This window comes from Thioalkalivibrio sp. ALMg3 (genome assembly GCF_000381225.1).
GTDB lineage: Bacteria > Pseudomonadota > Gammaproteobacteria > Ectothiorhodospirales > Ectothiorhodospiraceae > Thioalkalivibrio > Thioalkalivibrio versutus.
The window spans coordinates 1-21427 of sequence record NZ_KB906224.1 but is presented as its reverse complement, the minus strand read 5'-3'; the positions used below and the strand labels follow the sequence as shown (position 1 = coordinate 21427).

The window sequence follows — 21427 nt, the reverse complement described above, 5'->3', positions numbered from 1 at the left end:
CCAAGGATACCCGCGGGCACGAGTGGGCGCGCGCCCGGGACGGATCAGACGCTACGACCCCGCAACGGGCTGGTACGCGGGAAGTGCGCCTGCAGGAACTCCATCTGGTCGGCCAGCACGCGCTTGCCCTTGAGGAAGATGTATTCCGCGTGGGTGGGCGTGAACGGGATGGCGAGCAACTGCATCCCGGCCTCTTCCGGCGTGAACCCCGCCTTGTGGTTATTGCAGCGCTTGCAGGCGGTGACCACGTTGGTCCAGGTGTCCTCGCCATCCTGACTGATTGGGGTCACGTGATCGCGCGACAGATCGCGCTCGAGGAACGAATGACCGCAGTAGAGGCAAAGATGGGCATCGCGGCGGAACAGGGTGGTGTTGTTGAGCGGGGGGATGTAGTCGTTGAAGCGGGACTTGCGGGTGCCGTGAGTGGCGATGATCGAGTTGACCTCGACCCGTGACTGCAACCCGGTGCGCGCGTTGATGCCGCCGCGCATGCGATATAGCGGGCTGCCACAGGTGTAGGCCACCTGCTCGGTGTAATAGAGGCGCACGGCCTGCTCCAGGCCGATCCACTCCAGCGGCATGCCCGCGGCATCCGTGCGCAGGACCTGATGCTCATTCGGCAACATGACCCCGTCCCGTCTCAAGGAAACACGGATTTGCTCACGCGGCGTACGGGTGAACAAATCCATGCCGCCTTCGATACCCGAAAAACAATAAACAGCCTTCAGGAACAAAGCAATTACAACGCCATGACCCGCGGTATCGTAAGCTCGCCCAACCTGACGGGCCCGGCAACGAGGGTGGACACGGTTTAAGCACGAGGCCGGATCCGCTACACTCGCGGGTCGTTTTTTGTGCGGCACGCCCGAATCACGCGTGCCGCATCCGATTTCACCACCCGCGAGCGCGGCTGATCGTCCCATAGGGAATACGGGAACGCTTGGCCCGGGGAGAGAGCGCATGGCAATCAAATTATCCGTTCCCAGGGAATCCGCCAGTGGCGAGCGCCGCGTGGCCCTGGATCCGTCGGTAGCGGCCAAGTTCAGCGATATGGGCATCACGGTGCAGCTGGAAAAGGGTGCCGGTTCCGAGGCCCATTTTCCGGATGCGGCCTACGAGAAGGCCTCCGTGGTCGACACCGAGACCGCCTACGGCCAGTCGGACCTGATGGTCCGCGTGGCACCGCCGACAGTCGAGGAGATCAACCAGCTGCCGGAAGGCTCGACCGTGGTCAGCCTGTTCCACGCTCACCGCAACCCGGATGTGGTCAAGGCGATGCAGGAGCGCAAGATCCTGAGCTTCGCTATGGAGCTGATCCCGCGCATCTCGCGCGCCCAGAGCATGGACGTGCTGTCCTCGCAGGCGGCCGTGGTCGGCTACAAGGGCGCGATCATGGGCTCCGACCTGTCCTGCCGCTTCTTCCCGATGCTGACCACCGCGGCCGGCACCATCCGCCCGGCCAAGGTCATCGTGATCGGCGCCGGCGTGGCCGGGCTGCAGGCGATTGCCACGGCCAAGCGCCTGGGCGCGATGGTCGAGGCCTATGACGTGCGCTCCGCCACCAAGGAGCAGGTCGAGTCGCTGGGCGCGAAGTTCCTCGATCTCGGCGTCTCCGCCGAGGGCGAGGGCGGCTACGCCCGCGAACTGACCGCGGAAGAGAAAAAGCAGCAGCAGGATGCCCTGGGCGAGTACATCGCCAAGGCCGACGTGCTGATCACCACCGCCGCGATCCCGGGACGCGATGCACCCAAGCTGATCCCCAAGATCATGGTCGAGGGCATGAAGCCGGGTGCGGTCATCATCGACCTGGCGGCCGAAGGTGGCGGCAACTGCGAGCTGAGCAAGCCCGGCGAGACCCACGACCACAAGGGCGTGATCATCCATGCCCCGTTGAACGTGCCCTCGCAGGTCCCGCTGCATGCCTCCGAGATGTATGCCAAGAACCTGCTGAATTTCCTCACGCCGATGATCGCAGAAGGCGGCGAATTCCAGCCCGACTGGGATGACGAGGTCATCGCCAAGAGCGTGCTGACCCGCGATGGCGAGATCGTGCACGAGGCCACCCGCGAGGCCCTGAAGGGAGCTCAATCATGATCATCGAAGGCTTTATCGCGCTGTACATCTTCATGCTCGCGGCCTTCACCGGCTACGAGATCATCTCCAAGGTCCCGGTCATCCTGCATACCCCGCTGATGTCCGGTTCCAACTTCGTCCACGGCATCGTGCTGGTCGGGACCATGGTCGCGCTCGGCCACGCCACGACCCCGCTGGAACAGGCCATCGGCTTTGTCGCCGTGATCCTGGCCGCGGGCAACGCCGTGGGTGGCTATGTCGTCACCGAACGCATGCTGGAGATGTTCAAGACCAGCAAGAAGGACGACAAGAAGGGAGATAACGCATGAGTCTGATTATCAACCTCGCCTACTTTGCGGCGGCGGTCCTGTTCATCGTCGGCCTCAAGCAGATGTCTTCGCCGACCACCGCGCGGCCGGGCATCATGTGGGCCGGCGTGGGGATGGTGCTCGCCACGCTCGTGACCTTCGTGCATCCGGAGGTCTCCGGGGGCGTGAACTACACCCTGATCGTCCTGGGTATCGTCATCGGTGGCGGTCTCGCCTGGTGGAGCGGCAAGAAGGTCGCCATGACCGACATGCCGCAGATGATCGCGCTGTACAACGGCATGGGCGGCGGCGCCGCGGCCGGCATCGGCGCGATCTACCTGCTGCAGGCCACCCCGGAGACCGTCAGCAACACCGGCCTGGCGATCGCCACCACCGGCTCGCTGATCGGTTCGGTCGCCTTCTCCGGTTCGCTGGTGGCCTACGCCAAGCTGCAGGGCCTGATGAAGAAGACCTTCCACTTCCCGGGCCAGCAGGTGGTGAACATCGCCATCTTTGCTATCACCGTGATCCTCGGCTTCATGCTGGCGACCGGCGGCGGCGAGATCGGCTCGGCCACACTGCTGTTGTTCTTCATCCTGTCGCTCGCCTTCGGCATCCTGATGACCCTGCCGATCGGCGGCGCCGACATGCCGGTGGTCATCTCGCTGTACAACGCCCTCACCGGCCTGGCAGTCGGCCTCAAGGGCATCGTGCTCGACAACCCGGCCCTGATGATCGCCGGTATCGTCGTCGGCGCGGCCGGTACGCTGCTCACGCAGCTGATGGCCAAGGCGATGAACCGCCCGATCAAGAACATCCTGTTCAGCCAGTTCGGTGGCAGCAGCGGGGGTGCCGAGGAAGCGATCGAGGGCACCATGAAGGAGATCCAGGCCAACGACGCCGGGATCATGATGGCCTTTGCCGAGAAGGTGATCATCGTGCCGGGCTACGGCATGGCCGTGGCGCAGGCACAGCACAAGATCTGGGAATTCACCCAGCTGCTGCAGAAGCGCGGCGTGGACGTGAAGTTCGCGATCCACCCGGTCGCGGGCCGCATGCCCGGGCACATGAACGTGCTGCTGGCCGAGGCCGGCGTGCCCTACGACATCATCTTCGACCTCGACGAGATCAACGAGGAGTTCAAGACCGCGGATGTCGCCATGGTCATCGGCGCGAACGACGTCGTGAACCCGGTGGCCCGGACCAATCCGGACTCGCCGATCTACGGCATGCCGATCCTCAACGCGGACCAGGCGCACAACGTCATCTGCGTGAAGCGCGGCAAGGGCTCCGGTTTCTCGGGCATCGAGAACCACCTGTTCTATGCCGACAACAACCAGATGTTGTACGGCGACGGCCAGAAGGTGGCCGCCGAACTGGTGGCATCGGTCAAGGCCCTCGGCTAGTCGGCCCGCTCCACTCGCGGGGCCCGGACACCGGGCCCCGCAACCGAAACCCGGCCACCGTTTTGCGGTGCCGGGTTTTTTTTTGTTGCTCACCCACCGGGCCAGGATTGAAACCCGAAATCTGTACGTTTCCTGTACAAACTACCCACAAGGGCCGGGGTCAAACCCCGGTTAGCACACACAGCGCGCACTCGGTTTCACATAACGATCCTAACTCGCTGTTTTCAATCTATTAAATGGATATGGTCGATTTTTGCCCAATCCAGGTAGCCCTTAGCAGTAACAAGCATTTAGGGATGTTCATACCGATTCACCCACAGAGTTATCCACAGCTTTTGTGGATAACCCCCCCCTCCCTCAGTGCGACGGCCACTCCCCCTCCCCGGGGTCCGACACAGTAGACTGTGCGCATGCCTGCCGCGCCCCGAATCGCCTGCATCGCGCTGGATCGCCCTCTGGACCGGCTGTTCGACTACCGCATCCCCGAGGGACTGACGCTTGCACCCGGCCAGCGGGTGCGCGTGCCCTTCGGGCGCGGGTCGACCATCGGGGTCGTGGTCGAGCTGGCATCCACCAGCGAGGTTGCACCCGGCCGCCTGCGTGCGATCCAGGAAGCACCCGAGGCAGAACCGATCCTGGAGCCCCGCCTGCTGGCGCTGCTGCAGTTCGGAGCCCGGTACTACCACCACCCCCTGGGCGAAGCCCTGCTGGGGGCACTTCCCCCGGCCCTGCGCCATGGCGACCCGCTCCCCGCCCTGACCCCGGAGACCCTGTGGCGGATGACACCCGCGGGCAGCCAGGCGCTGGCCGACGGTGACGCCCGCGGGCGACGCCAGCAGGCCGTCCTCCGCGCGCTGGCCCACCCGAATTCCACACCGCATGCCTCACCGGCCCTGGATCGCGCCACCCTGGCCGCCGCCACCGGGCTGCAACTCGCCCCGCGCGAACTGCGCGCGTTTGCGGAACGCGGCTGGCTGGAGGCGATCACGCCCGACCCGAAACAGCCACCGCCCCCGAACACCAGCGACCACACCCTGACCGCCGAACAACGCGCCGCCGTCGACGCCCTGACCCCGGATACCGGCGTACCCCTCCTGCTGGAGGGTGTTACCGGCAGCGGCAAGACCGAGGTCTACCTGCAAATGGCCGAACGCGTGCTGGCCCGCGGGCGCCAGGTCCTGTTCCTGATCCCCGAGATCGCCCTGACGCCACAGCTGAGCGCGCGCATCCAGCAGCGCTTCCCCGGGCAGGTCGCCCTCCTCCACTCCGGGCTGTCCGAGGGCGAGCGCCTGCGCGCCTGGGAGTCCGCCCGTCAGGGGCAGCGCCGCATCGTGGTCGGCACCCGTTCGGCGCTGTTCACGCCCCTGCCCGATCTCGGCCTGATCATCGTTGACGAGGAGCACGACAGTGCCTTCAAGCAGCAGGACGGCTTTCGCTACAACGCCCGCGACCTGGCCATCAAGCGCGGCCAGCTGGAACAGGCCGCGGTGGTCCTGGGCTCGGCCACGCCGACCCTGGAGACCCTGCATGCGGCGACCACTGGCCGCTACGCCCATGCCCGACTGGCGACGCGCCCGGACGGCTCTCAACCGCCCGCCGTCGAGGCCATCGACACGCGTGTGCACACCCCGGACGAGGGCCTCACCGCCCCGCTTCTGGATGCCATGCAACAGACCCTCGCCGCCGGCCACCAGTGCTTCCTGCTGTTGAACCGGCGCGGCTTCGCCCGCGTGCTGGCCTGCGACGCCTGCGGCTGGGTCGCCGAATGCCCGGACTGCGATGCGCGCCTGACCATCCACGCGCACAACCCGCGTGCCGTCTGCCACCTCTGCGGTCACCAGGAACCGCGCCCCCAGCGCTGCCCGCAATGCGGCGAGGCCCTGGCCCAGCGCGGTCTCGGCACCCAGCGCCTGGAACAGGCCCTGGCGCGCCACTACCCGACCACTCCGCTGATCCGCCTGGACCGCGACAGCATCCGCCACAAGGGGGCGCTCGAGGAGGCGCTGGACCGTATCCGCCAGCTGGATGCCGCCATCGTCGTCGGGACCCAGATGCTGGCCAAGGGCCACGACTTCCCGCAGGTCGGACTGGTCGGCGTGATTGACGTCGACCAGGGCCTGTTCAGCGTCGACCTGCGCGCGACCGAAAACACCCTGCAGCTGATCGTGCAGGCCGCCGGGCGCGCCGGACGTGGTTCCGGCGGCGGCCGCGTCCTGCTGCAGACCGGTCATCCGGACCACCCCCTGATCCGCGGCCTGAACGCCGCGGACTACCCGGCGATGGTCGCGCCCCTGCTGGAGGAGCGCGCTGCCGCCGAGATGCCACCCCACGGCCACCTGGCCCTGGTCCGCGTCGAGGCGGGCGATGCCGAGACCACCCGCCGCCACGCCGAGCGCGTCGCCACCCACCTGCGCAACGCGGCTGCCGAAGGCCTGCGCGTGCTCGGCCCGGCCCCCGCACCGCGCCACCGCGTCAATCGCCGCTTCCGCGAACAGATCCTGCTGCAGTCCACCCAGCGCGGCCCACTCCATCGGGCCCTGACCCGCGCCCGCCACGCCTGGCAGACCGACGACCTCCCGCGCGGCACCCGCATCGCCATCGACATCGACCCGGTCTCGCTGGCGTAAACCGCCGCCCGGTTCCCTTCGAGCGCCCCGTACCGGGGCGGCACGACCAGCGCTTCCGGGTTAGAATGCGGCCCTTTTTACCCGACGGATCGAGCTTCCCTTGAAAGACACCCTGACCGAGGCCCTGGCGGCCGCACTGGAGACCCTGGTGGCCGAAGGCCGCGTACCCGCCGACCACGGTGTCGAGGTGCAGGTCACGCGTGCGCGCGACCGCGAACACGGCGACTTCGCCGCCAACCTGGCGATGCAGCTCGCGCGCCCGGCGAAATCCAAGCCACGCGATCTGGCCGAGGCCCTGTGTGCGGCCATGCCCGAGGTGCCCGGCCTCGCCGGCACCGAGATCGCCGGCCCCGGTTTCATCAACTTCCGCCTGGCCGCGGATGCCCGCACGCTGGTGCTGGGCCGCGTCGCGACCCAAGGTGACGACTTCGGCCGCTCCAGCGCAGGCGGCGGACGCCCGGTGCAGGTGGAATTCGTCTCCGCCAATCCCACCGGGCCGCTGCATGTCGGCCATGGCCGCGGCGCGGCCTTCGGCGCCACGGTGGCCGACCTGCTGGATTTCTGCGGCTTCGATGTCACCCGCGAGTACTACGTGAACGACGCCGGGCGGCAGATGAACATCCTCGCTGCCAGTGTGTGGCTACGCTACCTGGAGCAGCACGGTGTCCAGGTGCCGTTCCCGGCCAATGGCTACAAGGGCGACTACATCCACCCGGTCGCCGAGACCCTGACCGCGCAGATCGGCGAACAGGGCGTGCACCCGGCCGAGGCCGTCACCCGCGACCTTCCGGCGGACGAACCGGACGGCGGCGACAAGGAAACCTTCATCGACGCGGTGATCGCCCGCGCCCGCGAACTGCTGGGCGAGACGCTCTACCGCAAGGTGTTCGACTGCGGCCTGAACGCGATCCTCGATGACATCCGCGACGACCTGCGCGAGTTTGGCGTCGAGTACCAGTGCTGGTTCTCCGAGCGCAGCCTGGCCGACTCCGGCGCGATCGACGCCGCGGTGGAGGACCTGCAGGGGCGCGGCGCGCTGTACGAGCAGGACGGGGCCCTGTGGTTCCGCTCTACCGACTACGGCGACGACAAGGACCGCGTGGTGCGCCGCGAGAACGGCGACTACACCTACTTCGCCTCCGACATCGCCTACCACCGCGAGAAGTTCCAGCGCGGCTTCGAGCGTGTCATCAACATCTGGGGCGCTGACCACCACGGCTACGTCCCGCGCGTGCGCGCCGCGCTGCAGGCCCTGGGCCTGGACCCCGGCCGCCTCGACGTGCTGCTGGTGCAGTTCGCGATCCTCTATCGCGGTGGCGAGCGCCTGCCCATGTCCACCCGCGCCGGACAGTTCGTGACCCTGCGCGAACTGCGCGACGAGGTCGGCTCGGATGCCGCGCGCTTCTTCTACGTGCAGCGCCGCTGCGACCAGCACCTGGACTTCGACCTCGACCTCGCCAAGTCGCAGTCCAACGACAACCCGATGTACTACATCCAGTACGCGCACGCGCGCATCGCCAGCGTGCTGCGCACCGCTGCCGAGCGCGGGCATGCCCCGGCCGCCGCCGACGCCGCAGGCCTCAGCACGCGCCTGACCGAACCGCAAGAGGATGACCTGCTGGATCGCCTGGACCGTTTCCCGGAGGTGATCGCGGCGGCCGCCGAGGCCTGCGAACCGCACCAGATCGCCCAGTACCTGCGCGAGCTGGCCGCCGGCTTCCACACCTACTACAACGCGGTACCCTTCCTCAACGCGGACGACCCCGACGTGATCGGTGCGCGTCTCGCGCTGCTGACCGGCGCCAGGCAGGTGCTGCACAACGGCCTGCGCCTGCTGGGCGTGACCGCCCCGGAACGGATGTAGACCATGGCCCAGGCGCGCAAGACCCGTCGCAAGTCCGCCCCGCGGAAGGCCTCGCGGCCGATCCCCGGCTGGGTATGGATGTTGCTCGGCCTGCTGATCGGCCTGGGGCTTGCCGCCGTGCTGTACCTGCAGGGTGCCGACCGCTCGCCGGATCTGGGCGCGCTGTTCGGTGACCCGGATCCCACGACCGAGACGGCCGCCCCGACCCCGGCACCGGTGGAGCGGGACACCGTTCCCTCGGACGACGAGCCCCGCTTCCGCTACTACGAGCTGCTGCCCGAGGACGAGATCCGGGTGCCGGAGTCCGAGCGCGACGCGCCCGCCCCGGCTGTGCCACCGGCCGCATCGCCCAGTGAAGGCGATCCGGTCGTCCTGCAGACCGGCTCGTTCCGCCGCTTTGCCCAGGCCGACGAGATGAAGGCACGACTGACCCTGCTCGGTCTGGACCCGAAAGTGCACGAGGTCGAGATCCAGGGCGAGACCTGGTACCGCGTCTACCTCGGCCCGTTCAGTGACGAGGACCGCGTGCGCCAGGCGCTGGAGCGCCTGCGCACGGAGAATATCGAGGCCCTGCGTCTGCGCTACCAGGGCTGAGCGTGAAACCGGCCCCCGCACCGGATCTCGACGCCCTCGCGGCCCGCATCGAGGCGTTGCCTGCCGGCGGCGAACGCAAGGACCTCGCGGACCTGCTGCGCCGGGCCCGTCAGCGCCAGCGGCGCGGGCAGCCGTGCGACCGCATGGCCCGCACCCTCGCCGAACGCCTGGCCACCACCGAGGGGGCCGCCCCCCAGGTAGGCAGCGACGAGCGCGCCCGCCTGCGCCCGCAACCCGTCTACGCCGGCGACCTGCCGATCCACGCCGAGCGCGAACGCATCGTCGCCGCCATCCGCGAGCACCCGGTACTCGTGCTGTGCGGCGAGACCGGCTCCGGCAAGACCACCCAGCTGCCCAAGCTGTGCCTGGAGGCCAGGCGCGGCGAGGCCGGGCTGATCGGTCACACCCAGCCGCGCCGGATCGCCGCGCGCTCGGTGGCCAGCCGCATCGCCGAGGAACTGGGCACCACCCTGGGCGGCAACCGGGACTCCACGGTCGGCTTCAAGGTACGTTTCTCCGACCAGACCGGGCCGAACAACTGGATCAAGCTGATGACCGACGGCATCCTGCTGGCGGAAATGGCGCATGACCCGGAGCTACGCGCCTACGACACCATCATCGTCGACGAGGCGCACGAACGCAGCCTGAACATCGACTTCCTGATGGGCGTGCTCAAACGCCTGTCGCACAAGCGCCCCGAGCTGCGCATCATCATCACCTCGGCCACCCTCGACCCCGACCGGCTGTCGGCATTCTTCGACGACGCCCCGATCCTGACGGTGGCCGGACGCACCTATCCGGTGGAGGTCCGCTACCGGCCGATCGAGCCGGAGGATACTGGGGACGAAGGCGACGAACAGGGGCGTGGTGAACGCGACCTGTTCGACGGCATCCGCGACGCGGTGGCCGAGTGCGAGCGCGCCGGGCCCGGCGACGTACTGGTATTCCTGCCCGGCGAACGCGAGATCCGCGACGCCCACCAGGCCCTGCGCGGCCAGGTCCGCGCCGACACCGAGATCCTGGCGCTCTACGCACGCCTGTCCGCACGCGAGCAGTCGCGGGTATTCCAGTCACACAGCGGCCGTCGCATCGTACTCGCAACCAACGTCGCCGAGACCGCGCTGACCGTGCCCGGCATCCGCTTCGTGATCGACTCGGGGCTCGCGCGCATCTCGCGCTACTCCTGGCGCTCGCGGGTACAGCGCCTAAGCCTGGAGGCCATCTCGCAGGCCGCCTGCGACCAGCGCGCCGGGCGCTGCGGGCGGCTGGGCCCCGGCATCTGCATCCGGCTGTTCGCGGAAGACGACTTCAACCTGCGCCCGCCCTTCACCGACCCGGAGATCCAGCGCTCCAACCTCGCCTCGGTGATCCTGCAGATGGCCGCGCTCAAGCTCGGCCAGCCGCGCCAGTTCCCGTTCCTCGACCCGCCCGACCCGCGCCTGGTCAAGGATGGCTACCACCTGCTCGACGAATTGGGCGCGGTAGACGAGCGTGGCCGGATCACCCGGCGCGGGCGGCAGCTCGCGCGCATGCCCATCGACCCGCGCCACGCGGCGATGCTGCTGGCCGGCACCGAGCACGACTGTGTCACCGAGACCGCCACCATCGCCGCGTCCCTGTCGCTGCAGGACCCGCGCGAGCGCCCGGCCGAGGCCACCCAGGCGGCGGACCAGGCCCACCGCGAGTTCCAGGTCGAGGGGTCCGACTTCATGGGCATGCTGCGGCTGTGGGACGCCTGGCACACCGCCCGCGAGGACCTCGGGTCCAGTGCCCTGAAGCGCTGGTGCCGCGAGCACTTCCTGAACTTTCTGCGCATGCGCGAATGGCAGGAGCTGCGCGTACAACTCCTGCGCCTGGCGCGCGAGATGGACCTGCACCCGAACCACCAACCGGCGGACGCCGAGGCGGTGCACCGGGCGCTGCTGACCGGGCTGGTCAGTCAGGTCGGGCAGAAGACCGAGCGCGGCGGCTACCTGGGCGCGCGCAACCGCCGCTTCCAGATCCACCCCGGCTCGGTGCTGGCGAAGAAGAAGCCGGCCTGGGTGATGAGCGCGGAGATCGCCGAGACCACGCGTGTCTACGCCCGCGACAACGCGCGCATCGAGCCCGACTGGATCCTGACCGCCGCCCCGCACCTGCTTAAGCACCACATCTTCGAGCCGCACTTCCAGGGCCGCAGCGGGCGCGTCGGGGCCTTCGACCGCATCACCCTGTACGGGCTGGTCGTGGCACCCAGGAAACCGGTGGACTTCGCCAAGCACGACCCGGCCGAGGCACGGCGTATCCTGATCCGCGAGGGCCTGGTCGGCGGCGAACTGCGCTCGCGCTCCAACGGCGTGCGCGCCAACCGCGAGGCGGTAGCCGAGATCGCCGAACAGGAGGCGCGCGGGCGCCGCCGCGACCTGCTGGTGGAAGAGGAGCGCCTGTTCGACTTTTACGACGCCCGTCTGCCGGCCGCGATCACAGACGGCACGAGCTTCGAGACCTGGGCGCGCAAGACCGAAAAACACGATCCGGAGGCGCTGAAGATCGACCGCGCCGAGCTCCTGAACGAGCCAGAGGCCACGCTCCCGGAAGGCGCCTATCCCGACCATCTGGAGCTCGAGGGGCTGCGCCTGCCACTGGCCTACCGCTTCGAACCTGGCCAACCGGACGACGGCGTGACCGTCACCATCCCCATCGCCGCGCTGAACGCGGTGCCCGACTGGCTGGGCGACTGGCTGGTGCCGGGGCTGCTGGAGGATCGCGTGACCGCCCTGCTGCGGAGCCTGCCGAAGGCCCTGCGCCGCCAGTTCGTGCCCGCCCCGGACTTCGCCCAGGCCGCCCTGGCCCGCATCGAACACCGCCAGGGCCCATTGATTCCCGCACTGGCCGCGGCCCTGCGCGCCATAACCGGCACCGAGATCCCGCTGGATGCCTGGCGCCCGGAGACCCTGGAGCCGCACCTGGTGATGCGCTTTCGCATCCTCGACCCGGAAGGGAAGGAAGAGACCAGCGGCCGCGACCTGCCCGCGCTCAAGGCACGGCTGGGCGGGAGCGCCGAGGCCCACTTCGATGCCAGCCGTCCGGACGAGATCACCCGCGAGGGCATCACGGAGTGGGATTTCGGTGCGCTGCCGGAGAGTGTCGAATTCGACCACCAGGGGGCACAGCTGCGGGCCTTCCCGGTCCTGGTCGATCGCGGCGATTCGGTCTCGCTGGAGCTGGAACCCGACCCGACCAAGGCCGAACGCGCCCACCGCGCGGGCCTGCGCCGGCTGTTCCTGCTCGGCGCCCGCAAGACCGCGCGCGATCTGCGCCGCCAGCTCCCGGAGATCGAACGCGCCTGCCTGAACTACTCGACGCTGGGCAGCTGCGAGGCCCTGCGCGACCAGATCCTGGAGGCCGCTGCGGACCGCGTGTTCCTGGCCGAACCCTGGCCACGCGCCGCCGAGGCGTTCGCCCAACGACTCGACGAGTCGCTGCCGGCGTTCTCGCCCACCGTAATGGAGCTCTCGCGCCTGACCGCCGAGATCCTGCGCCGCTGGCACGACCTTCGCACCCGGCTGCAGGGCGACCTGCCGCTATCCTGGATCGAGGCCGCGCGCGACATCCGCGGGCAGCTGGACGCGCTGGTCCCGGCGGACTTCCTGCTGTGCATCCCGCATGATGTCCTGCCGGAACTGCCGCGCTACCTCGAGGCGATCGACAAGCGCCTGGAGCGCTTGAGCCAGGCCCCGGACAAGGACCGCGCCCGCCGCGTCGCCGTGGAGCCGCTGTGGCAGCAGGCGCAGGAACTGATCGCCCGCGCCCCGGACCACCCGGACGTCCTCGCCTTTCGCTACCGCATCGAGGAATTCCGCGTCTCGCAGTTCGCCCAGGAACTGGGCACCCGCGAGAAGGTTTCGCCCAAACGCCTGGAACGCGAATACGCGACACTGATCCAACGACTGGCCAGTGGCACATGAGCCACGACAACGGAAGGACCAACGGATGCGCGTAGCGGTCATCGGCGCCGGGGTGATCGGTGTCACCACAGCCTGGTACCTGCAGGAGGCCGGAGCCGAGGTCGTGCTGCTGGACGCCGCTGCGGCGCCGGCCAGCGGATCCAGTTTCGCCAATGGCGGCATGCTGCATGCCAGCCATGCCGAACCCTGGAACGCCCCGGGCGTGGGTCTCGACCTGCTGCGCTATCTCGGGCGCCGCGATTCGCCACTGCTGGTGCGCCCGCACGCCATACCGGGGCTGATCGGCTGGGGCCTGCGCTTTCTCGGCAACAGCCGCCGCGCGCGCTTCGAGGAACACACCCGGCTCAATGCGCGCCTGGCGGCCTTCTCCCTGAAGGAGATCGACCGCCTGCAGCGCGAGCTGGCACCCGAGGGGCTGGACTTCGACTTCCGCCGCAGCGGCATCCTCAAGCTATTCCAGGACCCGACCAGCCAGGCCCGCAATCGCACCGCCAGCGAGGACATGGCGGACGCCGGCGTGCGCTTCGAGGACTGGACCGTGGAACGCATCATCGCCGAAGAGCCGGCGCTGGCCCCCGTGCGCGATCAATTGTGCGGCGGGCTCTACTTTCCCGACGATGCCATCGGCGATGCCGCGCGCTTTACCGCGGGCCTGCTGGCCATCGCCCGCCGCCGCGGACTGACCTATTGCCCGGGCGTGGCGGTGCGCCGCCTGCGCACCTTCCGCGGCCGCCTCAATGCACTGGAGACCTCGGAAGGCCCGATCGCCGCGGATGCCTGTGTCGTTGCCAACGGCTACCACGCGCCCGATCTGCTGCGCCCACTCGGGATCCGGCTGCCCGTGGCACCGGTCAAGGGCTACTCGCTGACCCTGCCGATGAACGCCGGAACCCGGATTCACCTGCCGCTGATCGACGACGCCAACAAGGTCGTGATGACCCCGCTGGGCGATCGCCTGCGCCTGGCCGGCACCGCGGAGTTCGCGGGTCGCGACGGCAGCCTGAACCCGCAACGTGCCGCCAGCGTACTGGATCATTGCCGGCGCACCCTGGCCAGCCTGCCCGAGCAAATGGATGCCGAGACCATGGCCCCGTGGACCGGCCTGCGTCCGATGAGCGCACGCGGCACCCCGATCCTCGGGGCGACCGCGGTACCCGGCCTTTACCTCAATACCGGGTCCGGCCACCTCGGCTGGACCTTCGCCTGCGGCGCGGCCGCGCTGGTGCGCGACAGCGTGCTGGGCGAGCCCCCGGCGTTGCCGATGGACGGCCTGACACTCTGATTTCGAACGGTTTGGGGAGCGACACGCCCTGGTCGATGCGTTTCGCTACGCTCAACACATCCTACGGTGCACGATGCCAAGCGGCGGGGTGCCATTAGGGATCCTCGTAGGATGCGTTGAGCACCGCGAAACGCATCATGGAGCAACCCCCGACCCCGCCCGCGCCGGCTTCAGGACGCGGAAAACACCATGCGGATGCGCGCGCCGTGGAGCTCCGGGGCCTGCTCGATGAACAGCGTCCCGCCGTGGTCGGTCACCAGGGTGTGGATGATGCTGAGACCGAGCCCCTGACCCTCACCGCGGCCGTCATCCTGGCCGCCGCGGGTATCGGCGCGCTGCCCGCGCTCCAGCACCCGGGCACGATCGGCCGGCGGGATGCCGGGGCCGTCATCGTCGATGATCAGCATCACCTCGCCGGGCTGGCAGCGAGTGGTAATGCGCACCCGCGTGGTCGCATGGCGGATGGCATTGTCCAGGGTATTGCCGAGGAGCTCGAAGATCGCCCCGCTGTCCATGCGCAGGACGCAGCCCGCAGCCAGATCGGTCTCCAGCGCCACCCCTTCCTGGGCCGCGAGCCGTCCCAATGCCTGTCCGGTACGCTCGATGATCGGCCCCAGCGGCTCGGCAGCCTGGAACGGGGCCGGCCCAAGCCGCTGGGCCTGGTTGAGCTGATGCTGGACAATGCCCTGCAGCCGGTCGACCTGGCGCTGCATGTCGTCATTATCCGGTCGCGCGCTCTCGAGGTTCAGGCGCAGGGCGGAGATCGGGGTCTTCAGGCTGTGAGCCAGGTCCGCGAGGGCATTTTGCTGGCGCGCCAGGCGGGCGCGTTCGAACTCGACCAGATCGTTGATGCTGCCGGTCAGGGCGCGGACCTCGGTGGGATAATCGCCAGCCAGATGCGCATGGTCGCCGTGGCGCAGGGCATCGAGGTCACGCCGGACCTGGCGCAGCGGGCGCAAGCCCCAGAACCACAACGCCAGCGAGAGGACCAGGATCATGGAGAGGGTCATGGTCATCAGCCCCTGCCAGAGGCTGGTGCGGTACTGCTCGACCTGTTCGCTGAAGGCCTCGCGGTCCTCCAGCATCTGGAAGGTCAGGCCGACCTGACCGCCGTCCAGCTCCCACTGCACCGGCAGGCTGAAGCTGAAGTAGTCGTCTTCCGTCCAGCCGCGCAGGGAGACGCCGACCGCCGACGGCGAGCGCCACAGGGTCTGCCCCTCCTCGCCCAGGATGCGCGCGTAGAGCCCGCTGACTGGCAACTGCAGCCGGCTCTCGGGGAGCATCTCGGGGACGCGCACATCGGCCGGGCCAACCACCTCGGCCAGCCCCATCAGCAGCAGGACTTGCGCCTCGAGGCGGGTTTCTACCGCATCCGCCGCATTGTCGCGGAAGGCGGCCTCCAGCACCCAGGCGGTCAGCAACGAGAAGATCAGCACGGTGATCGCCGTGACCCCCGCCAAGCGCAGGACCAGACTCCCACGCAGCTTGCGCAGGGCCGCTGTCATGCGGACCCGGCAGCCTCGCGGCAGGTCATCGAGGGCTGTCCGACTCGTTTTCCGGCACGGCGTCGGGTTCGCGGGCGAAGCGGTAGCCGCGTCCGCGCAGGGTCTCGATCAAGCCCAGGCTGCCGTCGGCATCCAGCTTGCGCCGCAGGCGCCCGATCAGGACCTCGATCACGTTGCTTTCGCGGTCCTCGTCGTGATCGTAGAGGTAGTCCGCCAGCACATCCTTGCTGAGCACCCGGCCCGGCTGGCGGACCAATGTCATCAGCAGGCGGTATTCGAATGTGGTCAGGGTGACCGGCTCGCCATTCAGCCAGACCTCGTCACCCGCGGTGTCGATCACCAGCGGCCCGAACGCCAGCCGCTCCTGGCCCGACTGCAGGCTGCGGCGTGCCAGGGCGCGCAGCCGCGCCAGCAATTCCTCGATGTGGAACGGCTTGGCCAGGTAGTCGTCGGCCCCGGCCTCCAGGCCCTCGACCTTGTCCTGCCAGCGGTCGCGCGCGGTCAGGATCAGGATCGGCAGGCGCGGCTTGGACTCGCGCGCCTTGCGGATTACGTCCAGCCCATCCATGCCCGGCAGGCCCAGATCCACCACCGCGATGTCGCAGTGGTACTCGGTCAGCAGGTAAAGCCCGGTCTCGCCGTCCGAGGCGGTATCCACGCGGCAGCCACTGCGGTCCAACTCGTCGCCAATCTGGTTGCGCAGCGCGACGTCGTCTTCAATCAGTACCACGCGCAGGTTCATTCCGGGAGCTCCACTTCGGTGCCTTCCTCGATCCGGAGGGTACGCACTTGTTGATCATTGGTCAGGATACGGATGATGAACAGACGCGCCCCGAACTGGCTCACATCCTCGCGCGCGTGGAGCACCCGGCCCGGGTAGTGCGCCTCGATCTGGGCAACGGCCTCGTCGAGATCCCAGACGGCGGCCTCGGGGTCATCCGTGTTGAACTGGCCTTGCGCCGGAAGCGCCACGAACAGCAGCGTCGCCAGCACCAGTGCGTGGCCCGCGCGGGGCCGCGTCAGGTCCCGCCCGCGGTATCCGGGCTGGAGATCCGGCGTGGGTCGCATATCGGTGCATTCTCCGGACGCGTGCGTGGGCAGATGTTGAAGATACAAGGGTATCGGCCTAGCCTGAACGATATCTGAAACCGACTGGAACCGTCATGCACGACGCCACTGCCGAACAACCCGAAGTCCCACTGGAAGAACAGGCCGGCCCGCTGCCGTGGAAAGACCTGATGCCGCATTTCGCGCGCGGCGTGGTGATCCGCGTGGCGCCGGAGCTGGATCTGATCGAGGTCGCCCGCGCCATCCGCGACGATGCGACCCATCAGGTCAGCGAATGGCTGGCCAACGACCAGGTCGCGCGGGCCTCGGATGACGATGCCCGCCGCTGGGCCGCGAACGACCCGATCTTCACTGCGATCGTGGCCGCCCCCTGGGTCCTGGCCCAGGAACGGACGCCGGCCCACTAGATGGCCATCTCCCTCGGCATCACCGGCGAGACGATGGAGCGGTTAATCCAGGCCGCGCGGGAATTCCATGCCAAAGAGGATGTGGTCTTCCCGGATACCGGAAGCGAGGGTAGCGACAATGACTGGGCGATGCAGATCCTGGCTGATCACGCCAGCGACCTGACCCTGCAGGAACTGGAGGGCACGCTGCGCGACCTGGGTCCGGACCAACAGGCGGAGCTGCAGGCCCTCAGCACCCTGGGGCGCGGGGATTACACGGCAGCAGACTGGGAGAGCGCCCTGCAAGAGGCGCAGGATGACTGGAGCCCGGACACCGTGAACTGGCTGCTGACCAATCCGCTGATCGCCGACGAATGGGCCGCGGGGCTGGAACAGATCGAGCGCGAGGCGTAACCCCCGTTCCCGTTGGCTATTCCAGCTCTTCGGGGTCAAAGCGCACCGCAATACCCCCGTCCATCACCCGCACCACCTGGGCCTTGACCCGCGGCGCCGCGCCGCCATCCCCCAGCATGCCGAATACCTGCAGCATCAGTTCGTCGTCCGAGGCGAGCTTCATCAGGTGCCCCACGCAGGCATTTTCCGGGTCTTCCCACTCGAGGAAGGCCCCCCCGCCGGAGATATCGTTCGTGGTCAGGGTGACCGTATCCCCGCTCTCGCACTCGGCCACGACCTCGACCGTCATCGGGATCCTTGGATGACGACGTCGTTCTCCTGTCATGGCACTCCTCCTGGCGGCATATGCCTTTGCAATGCATCGAAAAGGCGTTTTTTCTGTGCTATACGAGGTTCATGATCGTTGGTTTTCGCGATCAGGCGCAACTACCGGGCTCGAACCCGGTGGCGTAATCACAACCCGGATCTTCACACCGGGCCAAAGGATGAAGACAGTACTTCACAGCTGTCGCTCGCTAAAAGCCACTTCTTACGGAGGAGTCCGTTTCAATGAAGAAATCGCACTTGTACCTGGTGGGGCTTGCCGCCTCGCTGGCGATGGCGGGCACTGCTACCCAGGCCCTTGCCGACGACGAAATCACCCGGGGCCAGCTGATGGCCGCGTCCTGCAAGGCCTGCCACAACGCAGCCGCTGCAGACGACGGCGTACCGGAACTGAACCGCATTCCCGCTGAAGTCATCGAGAGCCAAATGAAGGCATTCCGCGACGGTGACCGCGACGCGACGATCATGGATCGTCACGCCAAGGGCTACACCGACGAGGAAATCGAATCGATGGCCGGCTACTTCAGCCGCTTCTGATCAGGGGGAAACGAATCATGCATGACTTTAATCGACGTAATTTCCTGAAGGTCGCGGGCATCAGCAGCGCCGCGGCCCTCACCGGTATCGGCTGTGCCGCCAATGGCATGCGCGGGGCCGAAAAGGCCCACATTGTGGTCGTCGGCGGCGGCTCCGGCGGCGCGACCACCGCGAAATACATCAAGCAGTTCTCGCCCGACATGCGCGTAACGCTGATCGAGCCCAACGCCACCTACTACACCTGCTACGGCAGTAACTGGGTGATCGGCGGCTTCGCTGGCATGGACGACATCGCCCAGGGCTACGACACCCTGCGCGATGAATACGGCATCGAGATCATCGAGGACCGCGTCACCGCGGTGGACGCCGATGCGCGCAGCGTGCGCCTGAGCGGAGGCGACCGCGTGAGCTACGACAAGCTCGTGATGTCACCGGGCATCGACTTCCGCTACGACGATATGCCGGGCATCTCCGAGTCCGATGCCGAGCGCATCCCGCATGCCTGGAAGGCCGGTTCGCAGACCGAACTGCTGCGCTCCCAGCTGCAGGACATGCCGAACGGCGGCGTATTCGTCATGGTCGCCCCGCCCAACCCGTTCCGCTGCCCGCCGGGGCCGTACGAACGGGTATCGCTGGTCGCGAACTACTTCAAGCAGGAGAAGCCACGTTCCAAGATCATCATCCTCGACCCGAAGGATGGCTTCTCCAAGCAGGGCCTGTTCGAGGAAGGCTGGGCCGAGCATTATGGCGACATGATCGAGTGGCGGGCCGGCTCATCGGGCGGGCGCGCCGAGGAGATCGACGTCTCCAACATGACCGTACTGGCCGACAGCGGCTTCGAACGCGTCCGCGCCGACGTGCTGAACTTCATCCCGGCCCAGCACGCCGGTCAGATCGCCCATGACGTCGGACTGACCGACGACGCCGGTTGGGTGCCGGTAGACCAGCTGACCTTCAAGTCGGAGATGGACGACAACATCTACGTCCTGGGGGATGCCAGCGTGGCGGGCGCCATGCCAAAGTCCGGCCACTCGGCCAACAACCAGGGCAAGATCGTGGCGGCCGCCATCGTCCGCGAACTGGCGGGGCAGGAGCCCATCAACCCGTCGTCCGCCAACACCTGCTACAGCCTGGTGACCCCCGATTACGCGGTCAGCGTAGCCGCGGTCTACCAGTACCAGGACGGTGCGATGGCCGGGGTATCCGGTGCCGGTGGGGTCAGCCCGTCGGGTGCCAGCACCAGCTTCCGTCGCCGCGAGGCGGAATACACCCGCGCCTGGTACAACGGCATCACCCACGACATCTGGGGCTAAACCCCGGCGTTCCACTATGGAACACACTTAAACGGCGCCTCCGGGCGCCGTTTTTTGTTGGCCACCACGAAGTACACGAAGAAGGGCGATTTGCACCACAGAGGTCAGCGATGAAACCGGGGAAAACATACAGGAAGGGTAGGATGCCGATGAGCACAGCGAATCGCATCGGTTCCGCGGAACTGCCGCCCCCCGGATGCGTTTCGCAACGCTCAACGCATCCTACTCGCCTGACAACCGCCGGATCCCTCCCCTTCTCCGTGCCTTCATCCGCTTCGTGGTGAATACACCCGGGTCAGGCGTTGAGGTCGGGGATCAGGCGGCTGCGCAGGCGCTGGATAGAGTCCTTCAACTGCAGCTTGCGCTTCTTCAGGCGCTGAATGGCGAAGATGTCCGGTGCGGCCTGCTCGTGCATCACGCCGATCGCGGAATCCAGAGCCCGGTGCTCGGCCTCCAGCTCGGCCAGGCGTGCGCGAATCTGACTCTCGGTTTCCAAGCCGTCCCCCAGTGGTCCCGTGAAGTGGTGGCCGTATACCGGGAGACACCCCGCGTGGCCATTCGGATCATCAAACCCGTATGATCGCAGACCGTCCCCGGTGGGACCATAGCGAATACCCTGCATCCGGAGCCCCCCGATGGCGACCCACAACACGCCGCTGACCATTCAGACCCCGCGCGGCGTCCGCCTCGGCGGCGTGATCGTCGCGCCCGAGGCGGATGCCATCCGCGGCCAGGCCTGCATTGCCCACTGTTTCGCCTGCTCCAAGGACTTCCCCGCTACGGTGCGGCTGGCTCGCGCCCTGGCCGCGGAAGGCATCGCCACCCTGCGCTTCGACTTCATGGGGCTGGGCGACTCCGAAGGGGAGTTTCGCGACAGCACGCTTGCAACCTACTGCGAGGATCTGCACTCCGCCATCGAGGCGCTGGAGACCTACACGGGGCGGCATACCAACCTGCTGATCGGCCATAGCTTCGGCGGCGCCATGGCGATCTATGTGGGGGCGCAGCGCGAGTCACTGGACGGCATCGTGACCATCGCCGCCCCCAGCCGCCCCGGCCATGTCGCCCACCTGTTCGGCGATACCGCGGAGGAGATTCGGCGCGAGGGTTCGGCCCGCATCAGCATCGGCGGGCGCCCGGTGGAAATCGGCCACGCCTTTATCGAGTCGATCGAGGAGCCGACCCTGGATGCCGCACTGGAGACCCTGGAACAGCCACTCCTGCTGCTGCATGCACCGGGCGACACCGTGGTCAGCGTCGACCACGCCCGCAAGATTTTCCAGCAGGCCCACCACCCGAAGAGCTTCGTCGCCCTGCACCAGACCGACCACCTGCTCTCGCGCCCGGAACACACCCGCTATGTCGCCGGCCTGATCCGCGCCTGGTCGGCCAATCTGCTCGACTAGACCCGGAACGGCAGAAGCTCCCCCGTAGGAGCCTGCTTGCAGGCGAACGCCCCTGCCCCATATCGAGCGTTGGCAGGCGCTTCGCCTGCAAGCAGGCTCCTTGTGTCTTGCGGTTCACGGATCGCTACCATGAACCGCATTGGGCTCGGGGTAACCCGTCAGGCTCCTGAGGTCACGAACCTGTTCTGTAGATTGGCCCCCGAGTCCTTTCTCATCTCGAAGTTTGAACGGTATCCAAGACCCCCCTCCGTGATGGACGGGTGAGGCTGTACGGACAAGGCGAGAGGACGAGATGGCTCATATTGGCATTGATGTTAGCAAGAACAAGCTCGACTGCATGTGGGTCCGGGACCTGGCAGCGGGCAAGGTGAAG

19 protein-coding genes are annotated in these 21427 nt (G+C 67.8%); 13 read left to right on the top strand and 6 right to left on the bottom strand.

The features are described 5' to 3' along the window. Positions 1-44: 44 nt before the first annotated feature. Positions 45-626 (bottom strand): HNH endonuclease, encoded by a 582-nt coding sequence (locus F622_RS0107455; RefSeq protein ID WP_019571606.1) that lies wholly within the window; start codon positions 624-626, stop codon positions 45-47. A 334-nt stretch (positions 627-960) separates the two neighbouring features. Here F622_RS0107455 and F622_RS0107450 point away from each other — a divergent pair, with 334 nt between their 5' ends. The 8 genes from F622_RS0107450 (at position 961) to F622_RS0107415 (ending at position 14101) form a co-directional block, all read left to right on the top strand. Continuing rightward, positions 961-2094 (top strand): NAD(P) transhydrogenase subunit alpha, encoded by a 1134-nt coding sequence (locus F622_RS0107450; protein WP_038037866.1) that lies wholly within the window; start codon positions 961-963, stop codon positions 2092-2094. Next, positions 2091-2402 carry an NAD(P) transhydrogenase subunit alpha gene (locus F622_RS0107445; RefSeq protein ID WP_017942675.1) on the top strand — a complete coding sequence of 104 codons (312 nt, stop codon included), beginning with the start codon at positions 2091-2093 and terminating at the stop codon, positions 2400-2402. Before F622_RS0107450 ends, F622_RS0107445 begins: the two co-directional genes overlap by 4 nt. After that, on the top strand, positions 2399-3787 hold the full coding sequence (locus F622_RS0107440) for an NAD(P)(+) transhydrogenase (Re/Si-specific) subunit beta (protein WP_018168318.1): 1389 nt from the start codon (positions 2399-2401) through the stop codon (positions 3785-3787). Before F622_RS0107445 ends, F622_RS0107440 begins: the two co-directional genes overlap by 4 nt. Positions 3788-4197: 410 nt before the next feature. Further along, positions 4198-6414 carry a primosomal protein N' gene (locus F622_RS0107435; RefSeq protein WP_019571605.1) on the top strand — a complete coding sequence of 739 codons (2217 nt, stop codon included), beginning with the start codon at positions 4198-4200 and terminating at the stop codon, positions 6412-6414. A 100-nt stretch (positions 6415-6514) separates the two neighbouring features. Next, entirely contained in the window at positions 6515-8278 is a 1764-nt protein-coding gene (argS, locus tag F622_RS0107430) for an arginine--tRNA ligase (protein ID WP_019571604.1), read from the top strand. Between the two features lie 3 nt (positions 8279-8281). Then, entirely contained in the window at positions 8282-8872 is a 591-nt protein-coding gene (locus F622_RS0107425; protein WP_019571603.1) for an SPOR domain-containing protein, read from the top strand. Positions 8873-8874: 2 nt separating this feature from the next. Further along, the gene (hrpA, locus tag F622_RS0107420; RefSeq protein WP_019571602.1) at positions 8875-12819 is read left to right on the top strand and encodes an ATP-dependent RNA helicase HrpA; all 3945 of its coding nucleotides are present in this window, start codon (positions 8875-8877) and stop codon (positions 12817-12819) included. A gap of 25 nt (positions 12820-12844) precedes the next feature. Next, on the top strand, positions 12845-14101 hold the full coding sequence (locus tag F622_RS0107415; protein ID WP_018168322.1) for an FAD-dependent oxidoreductase: 1257 nt from the start codon (positions 12845-12847) through the stop codon (positions 14099-14101). Between the two features lie 170 nt (positions 14102-14271). Here the strand turns inward: F622_RS0107415 and F622_RS0107410 are convergent, their stop codons facing one another. From F622_RS0107410 to F622_RS0107400, 3 genes are read right to left on the bottom strand one after another with little or no spacing between them, the layout of a single operon-like run. Then, a complete protein-coding gene (locus F622_RS0107410) occupies positions 14272-15606 on the bottom strand; it encodes an ATP-binding protein (RefSeq protein ID WP_018144588.1) in 1335 nt (444 codons plus the stop codon). A 25-nt stretch (positions 15607-15631) separates the two neighbouring features. Beyond that, positions 15632-16348, bottom strand: coding sequence for a response regulator transcription factor (locus F622_RS0107405; RefSeq protein WP_019571601.1), 717 nt, complete (start codon positions 16346-16348; stop codon positions 15632-15634). Beyond that, entirely contained in the window at positions 16345-16674 is a 330-nt protein-coding gene (locus tag F622_RS0107400; RefSeq protein WP_018144590.1) for a PepSY domain-containing protein, read from the bottom strand. Before F622_RS0107400 ends, F622_RS0107405 begins: the two co-directional genes overlap by 4 nt. 95 nt (positions 16675-16769) lie before the next feature. Here F622_RS0107400 and F622_RS0107395 point away from each other — a divergent pair, with 95 nt between their 5' ends. Continuing rightward, positions 16770-17081 carry a DUF2288 family protein gene (locus F622_RS0107395; RefSeq protein ID WP_018144591.1) on the top strand — a complete coding sequence of 104 codons (312 nt, stop codon included), beginning with the start codon at positions 16770-16772 and terminating at the stop codon, positions 17079-17081. Next, positions 17082-17474 carry a DUF3775 domain-containing protein gene (locus F622_RS0107390; protein WP_018144592.1) on the top strand — a complete coding sequence of 131 codons (393 nt, stop codon included), beginning with the start codon at positions 17082-17084 and terminating at the stop codon, positions 17472-17474. It abuts the gene before it with no gap. A 16-nt stretch (positions 17475-17490) separates the two neighbouring features. Here the strand turns inward: F622_RS0107390 and F622_RS0107385 are convergent, their stop codons facing one another. After that, the gene (locus tag F622_RS0107385; protein WP_077277014.1) at positions 17491-17799 is read right to left on the bottom strand and encodes a PilZ domain-containing protein; all 309 of its coding nucleotides are present in this window, start codon (positions 17797-17799) and stop codon (positions 17491-17493) included. 224 nt (positions 17800-18023) lie between these two features. Here F622_RS0107385 and F622_RS0107380 point away from each other — a divergent pair, with 224 nt between their 5' ends. Both F622_RS0107380 and F622_RS0107375 read left to right on the top strand, forming a co-directional pair. Then, positions 18024-18335, top strand: coding sequence for a c-type cytochrome (locus tag F622_RS0107380; protein WP_018144594.1), 312 nt, complete (start codon positions 18024-18026; stop codon positions 18333-18335). Between the two features lie 17 nt (positions 18336-18352). Next, complete coding sequence (locus F622_RS0107375) at positions 18353-19648, top strand: FCSD flavin-binding domain-containing protein (RefSeq protein ID WP_018952242.1); 1296 nt, start codon at positions 18353-18355, stop codon at positions 19646-19648. 295 nt (positions 19649-19943) lie between these two features. Here the strand turns inward: F622_RS0107375 and F622_RS0107370 are convergent, their stop codons facing one another. Then, positions 19944-20144, bottom strand: coding sequence for a YdcH family protein (locus tag F622_RS0107370; protein ID WP_018168326.1), 201 nt, complete (start codon positions 20142-20144; stop codon positions 19944-19946). A 139-nt stretch (positions 20145-20283) separates the two neighbouring features. Here F622_RS0107370 and F622_RS0107365 point away from each other — a divergent pair, with 139 nt between their 5' ends. Then, positions 20284-21054 carry a S9 family peptidase gene (locus F622_RS0107365; protein ID WP_019568107.1) on the top strand — a complete coding sequence of 257 codons (771 nt, stop codon included), beginning with the start codon at positions 20284-20286 and terminating at the stop codon, positions 21052-21054. The last annotated feature ends 373 nt before the right edge of the window (positions 21055-21427 follow it).

What these genes read in the sequence shown, in the direction of transcription:
- F622_RS0107385 (WP_077277014.1), bottom strand. Translation starts at nt 17,799, where the DNA reads ATGACAGGAGAACGACGTCGTCATCCAAGGATCCCGATGACGGTCGAG.
- F622_RS0107405 (WP_019571601.1), bottom strand. Translation starts at nt 16,348, where the DNA reads ATGAACCTGCGCGTGGTACTGATTGAAGACGACGTCGCGCTGCGCAAC.
- F622_RS0107440 (WP_018168318.1), top strand. Translation starts at nt 2,399, where the DNA reads ATGAGTCTGATTATCAACCTCGCCTACTTTGCGGCGGCGGTCCTGTTC.
- F622_RS0107425 (WP_019571603.1), top strand. Translation starts at nt 8,282, where the DNA reads ATGGCCCAGGCGCGCAAGACCCGTCGCAAGTCCGCCCCGCGGAAGGCC.
- F622_RS0107380 (WP_018144594.1), top strand. Translation starts at nt 18,024, where the DNA reads ATGAAGAAATCGCACTTGTACCTGGTGGGGCTTGCCGCCTCGCTGGCG.
- F622_RS0107445 (WP_017942675.1), top strand. Translation starts at nt 2,091, where the DNA reads ATGATCATCGAAGGCTTTATCGCGCTGTACATCTTCATGCTCGCGGCC.
- F622_RS0107415 (WP_018168322.1), top strand. Translation starts at nt 12,845, where the DNA reads ATGCGCGTAGCGGTCATCGGCGCCGGGGTGATCGGTGTCACCACAGCC.
- F622_RS0107365 (WP_019568107.1), top strand. Translation starts at nt 20,284, where the DNA reads ATGGCGACCCACAACACGCCGCTGACCATTCAGACCCCGCGCGGCGTC.
- F622_RS0107435 (WP_019571605.1), top strand. Translation starts at nt 4,198, where the DNA reads ATGCCTGCCGCGCCCCGAATCGCCTGCATCGCGCTGGATCGCCCTCTG.
- F622_RS0107450 (WP_038037866.1), top strand. Translation starts at nt 961, where the DNA reads ATGGCAATCAAATTATCCGTTCCCAGGGAATCCGCCAGTGGCGAGCGC.
- F622_RS0107390 (WP_018144592.1), top strand. Translation starts at nt 17,082, where the DNA reads ATGGCCATCTCCCTCGGCATCACCGGCGAGACGATGGAGCGGTTAATC.
- F622_RS0107395 (WP_018144591.1), top strand. Translation starts at nt 16,770, where the DNA reads ATGCACGACGCCACTGCCGAACAACCCGAAGTCCCACTGGAAGAACAG.
- F622_RS0107455 (WP_019571606.1), bottom strand. Translation starts at nt 626, where the DNA reads ATGTTGCCGAATGAGCATCAGGTCCTGCGCACGGATGCCGCGGGCATG.
- F622_RS0107375 (WP_018952242.1), top strand. Translation starts at nt 18,353, where the DNA reads ATGCATGACTTTAATCGACGTAATTTCCTGAAGGTCGCGGGCATCAGC.
- F622_RS0107410 (WP_018144588.1), bottom strand. Translation starts at nt 15,606, where the DNA reads ATGACAGCGGCCCTGCGCAAGCTGCGTGGGAGTCTGGTCCTGCGCTTG.
- F622_RS0107400 (WP_018144590.1), bottom strand. Translation starts at nt 16,674, where the DNA reads ATGCGACCCACGCCGGATCTCCAGCCCGGATACCGCGGGCGGGACCTG.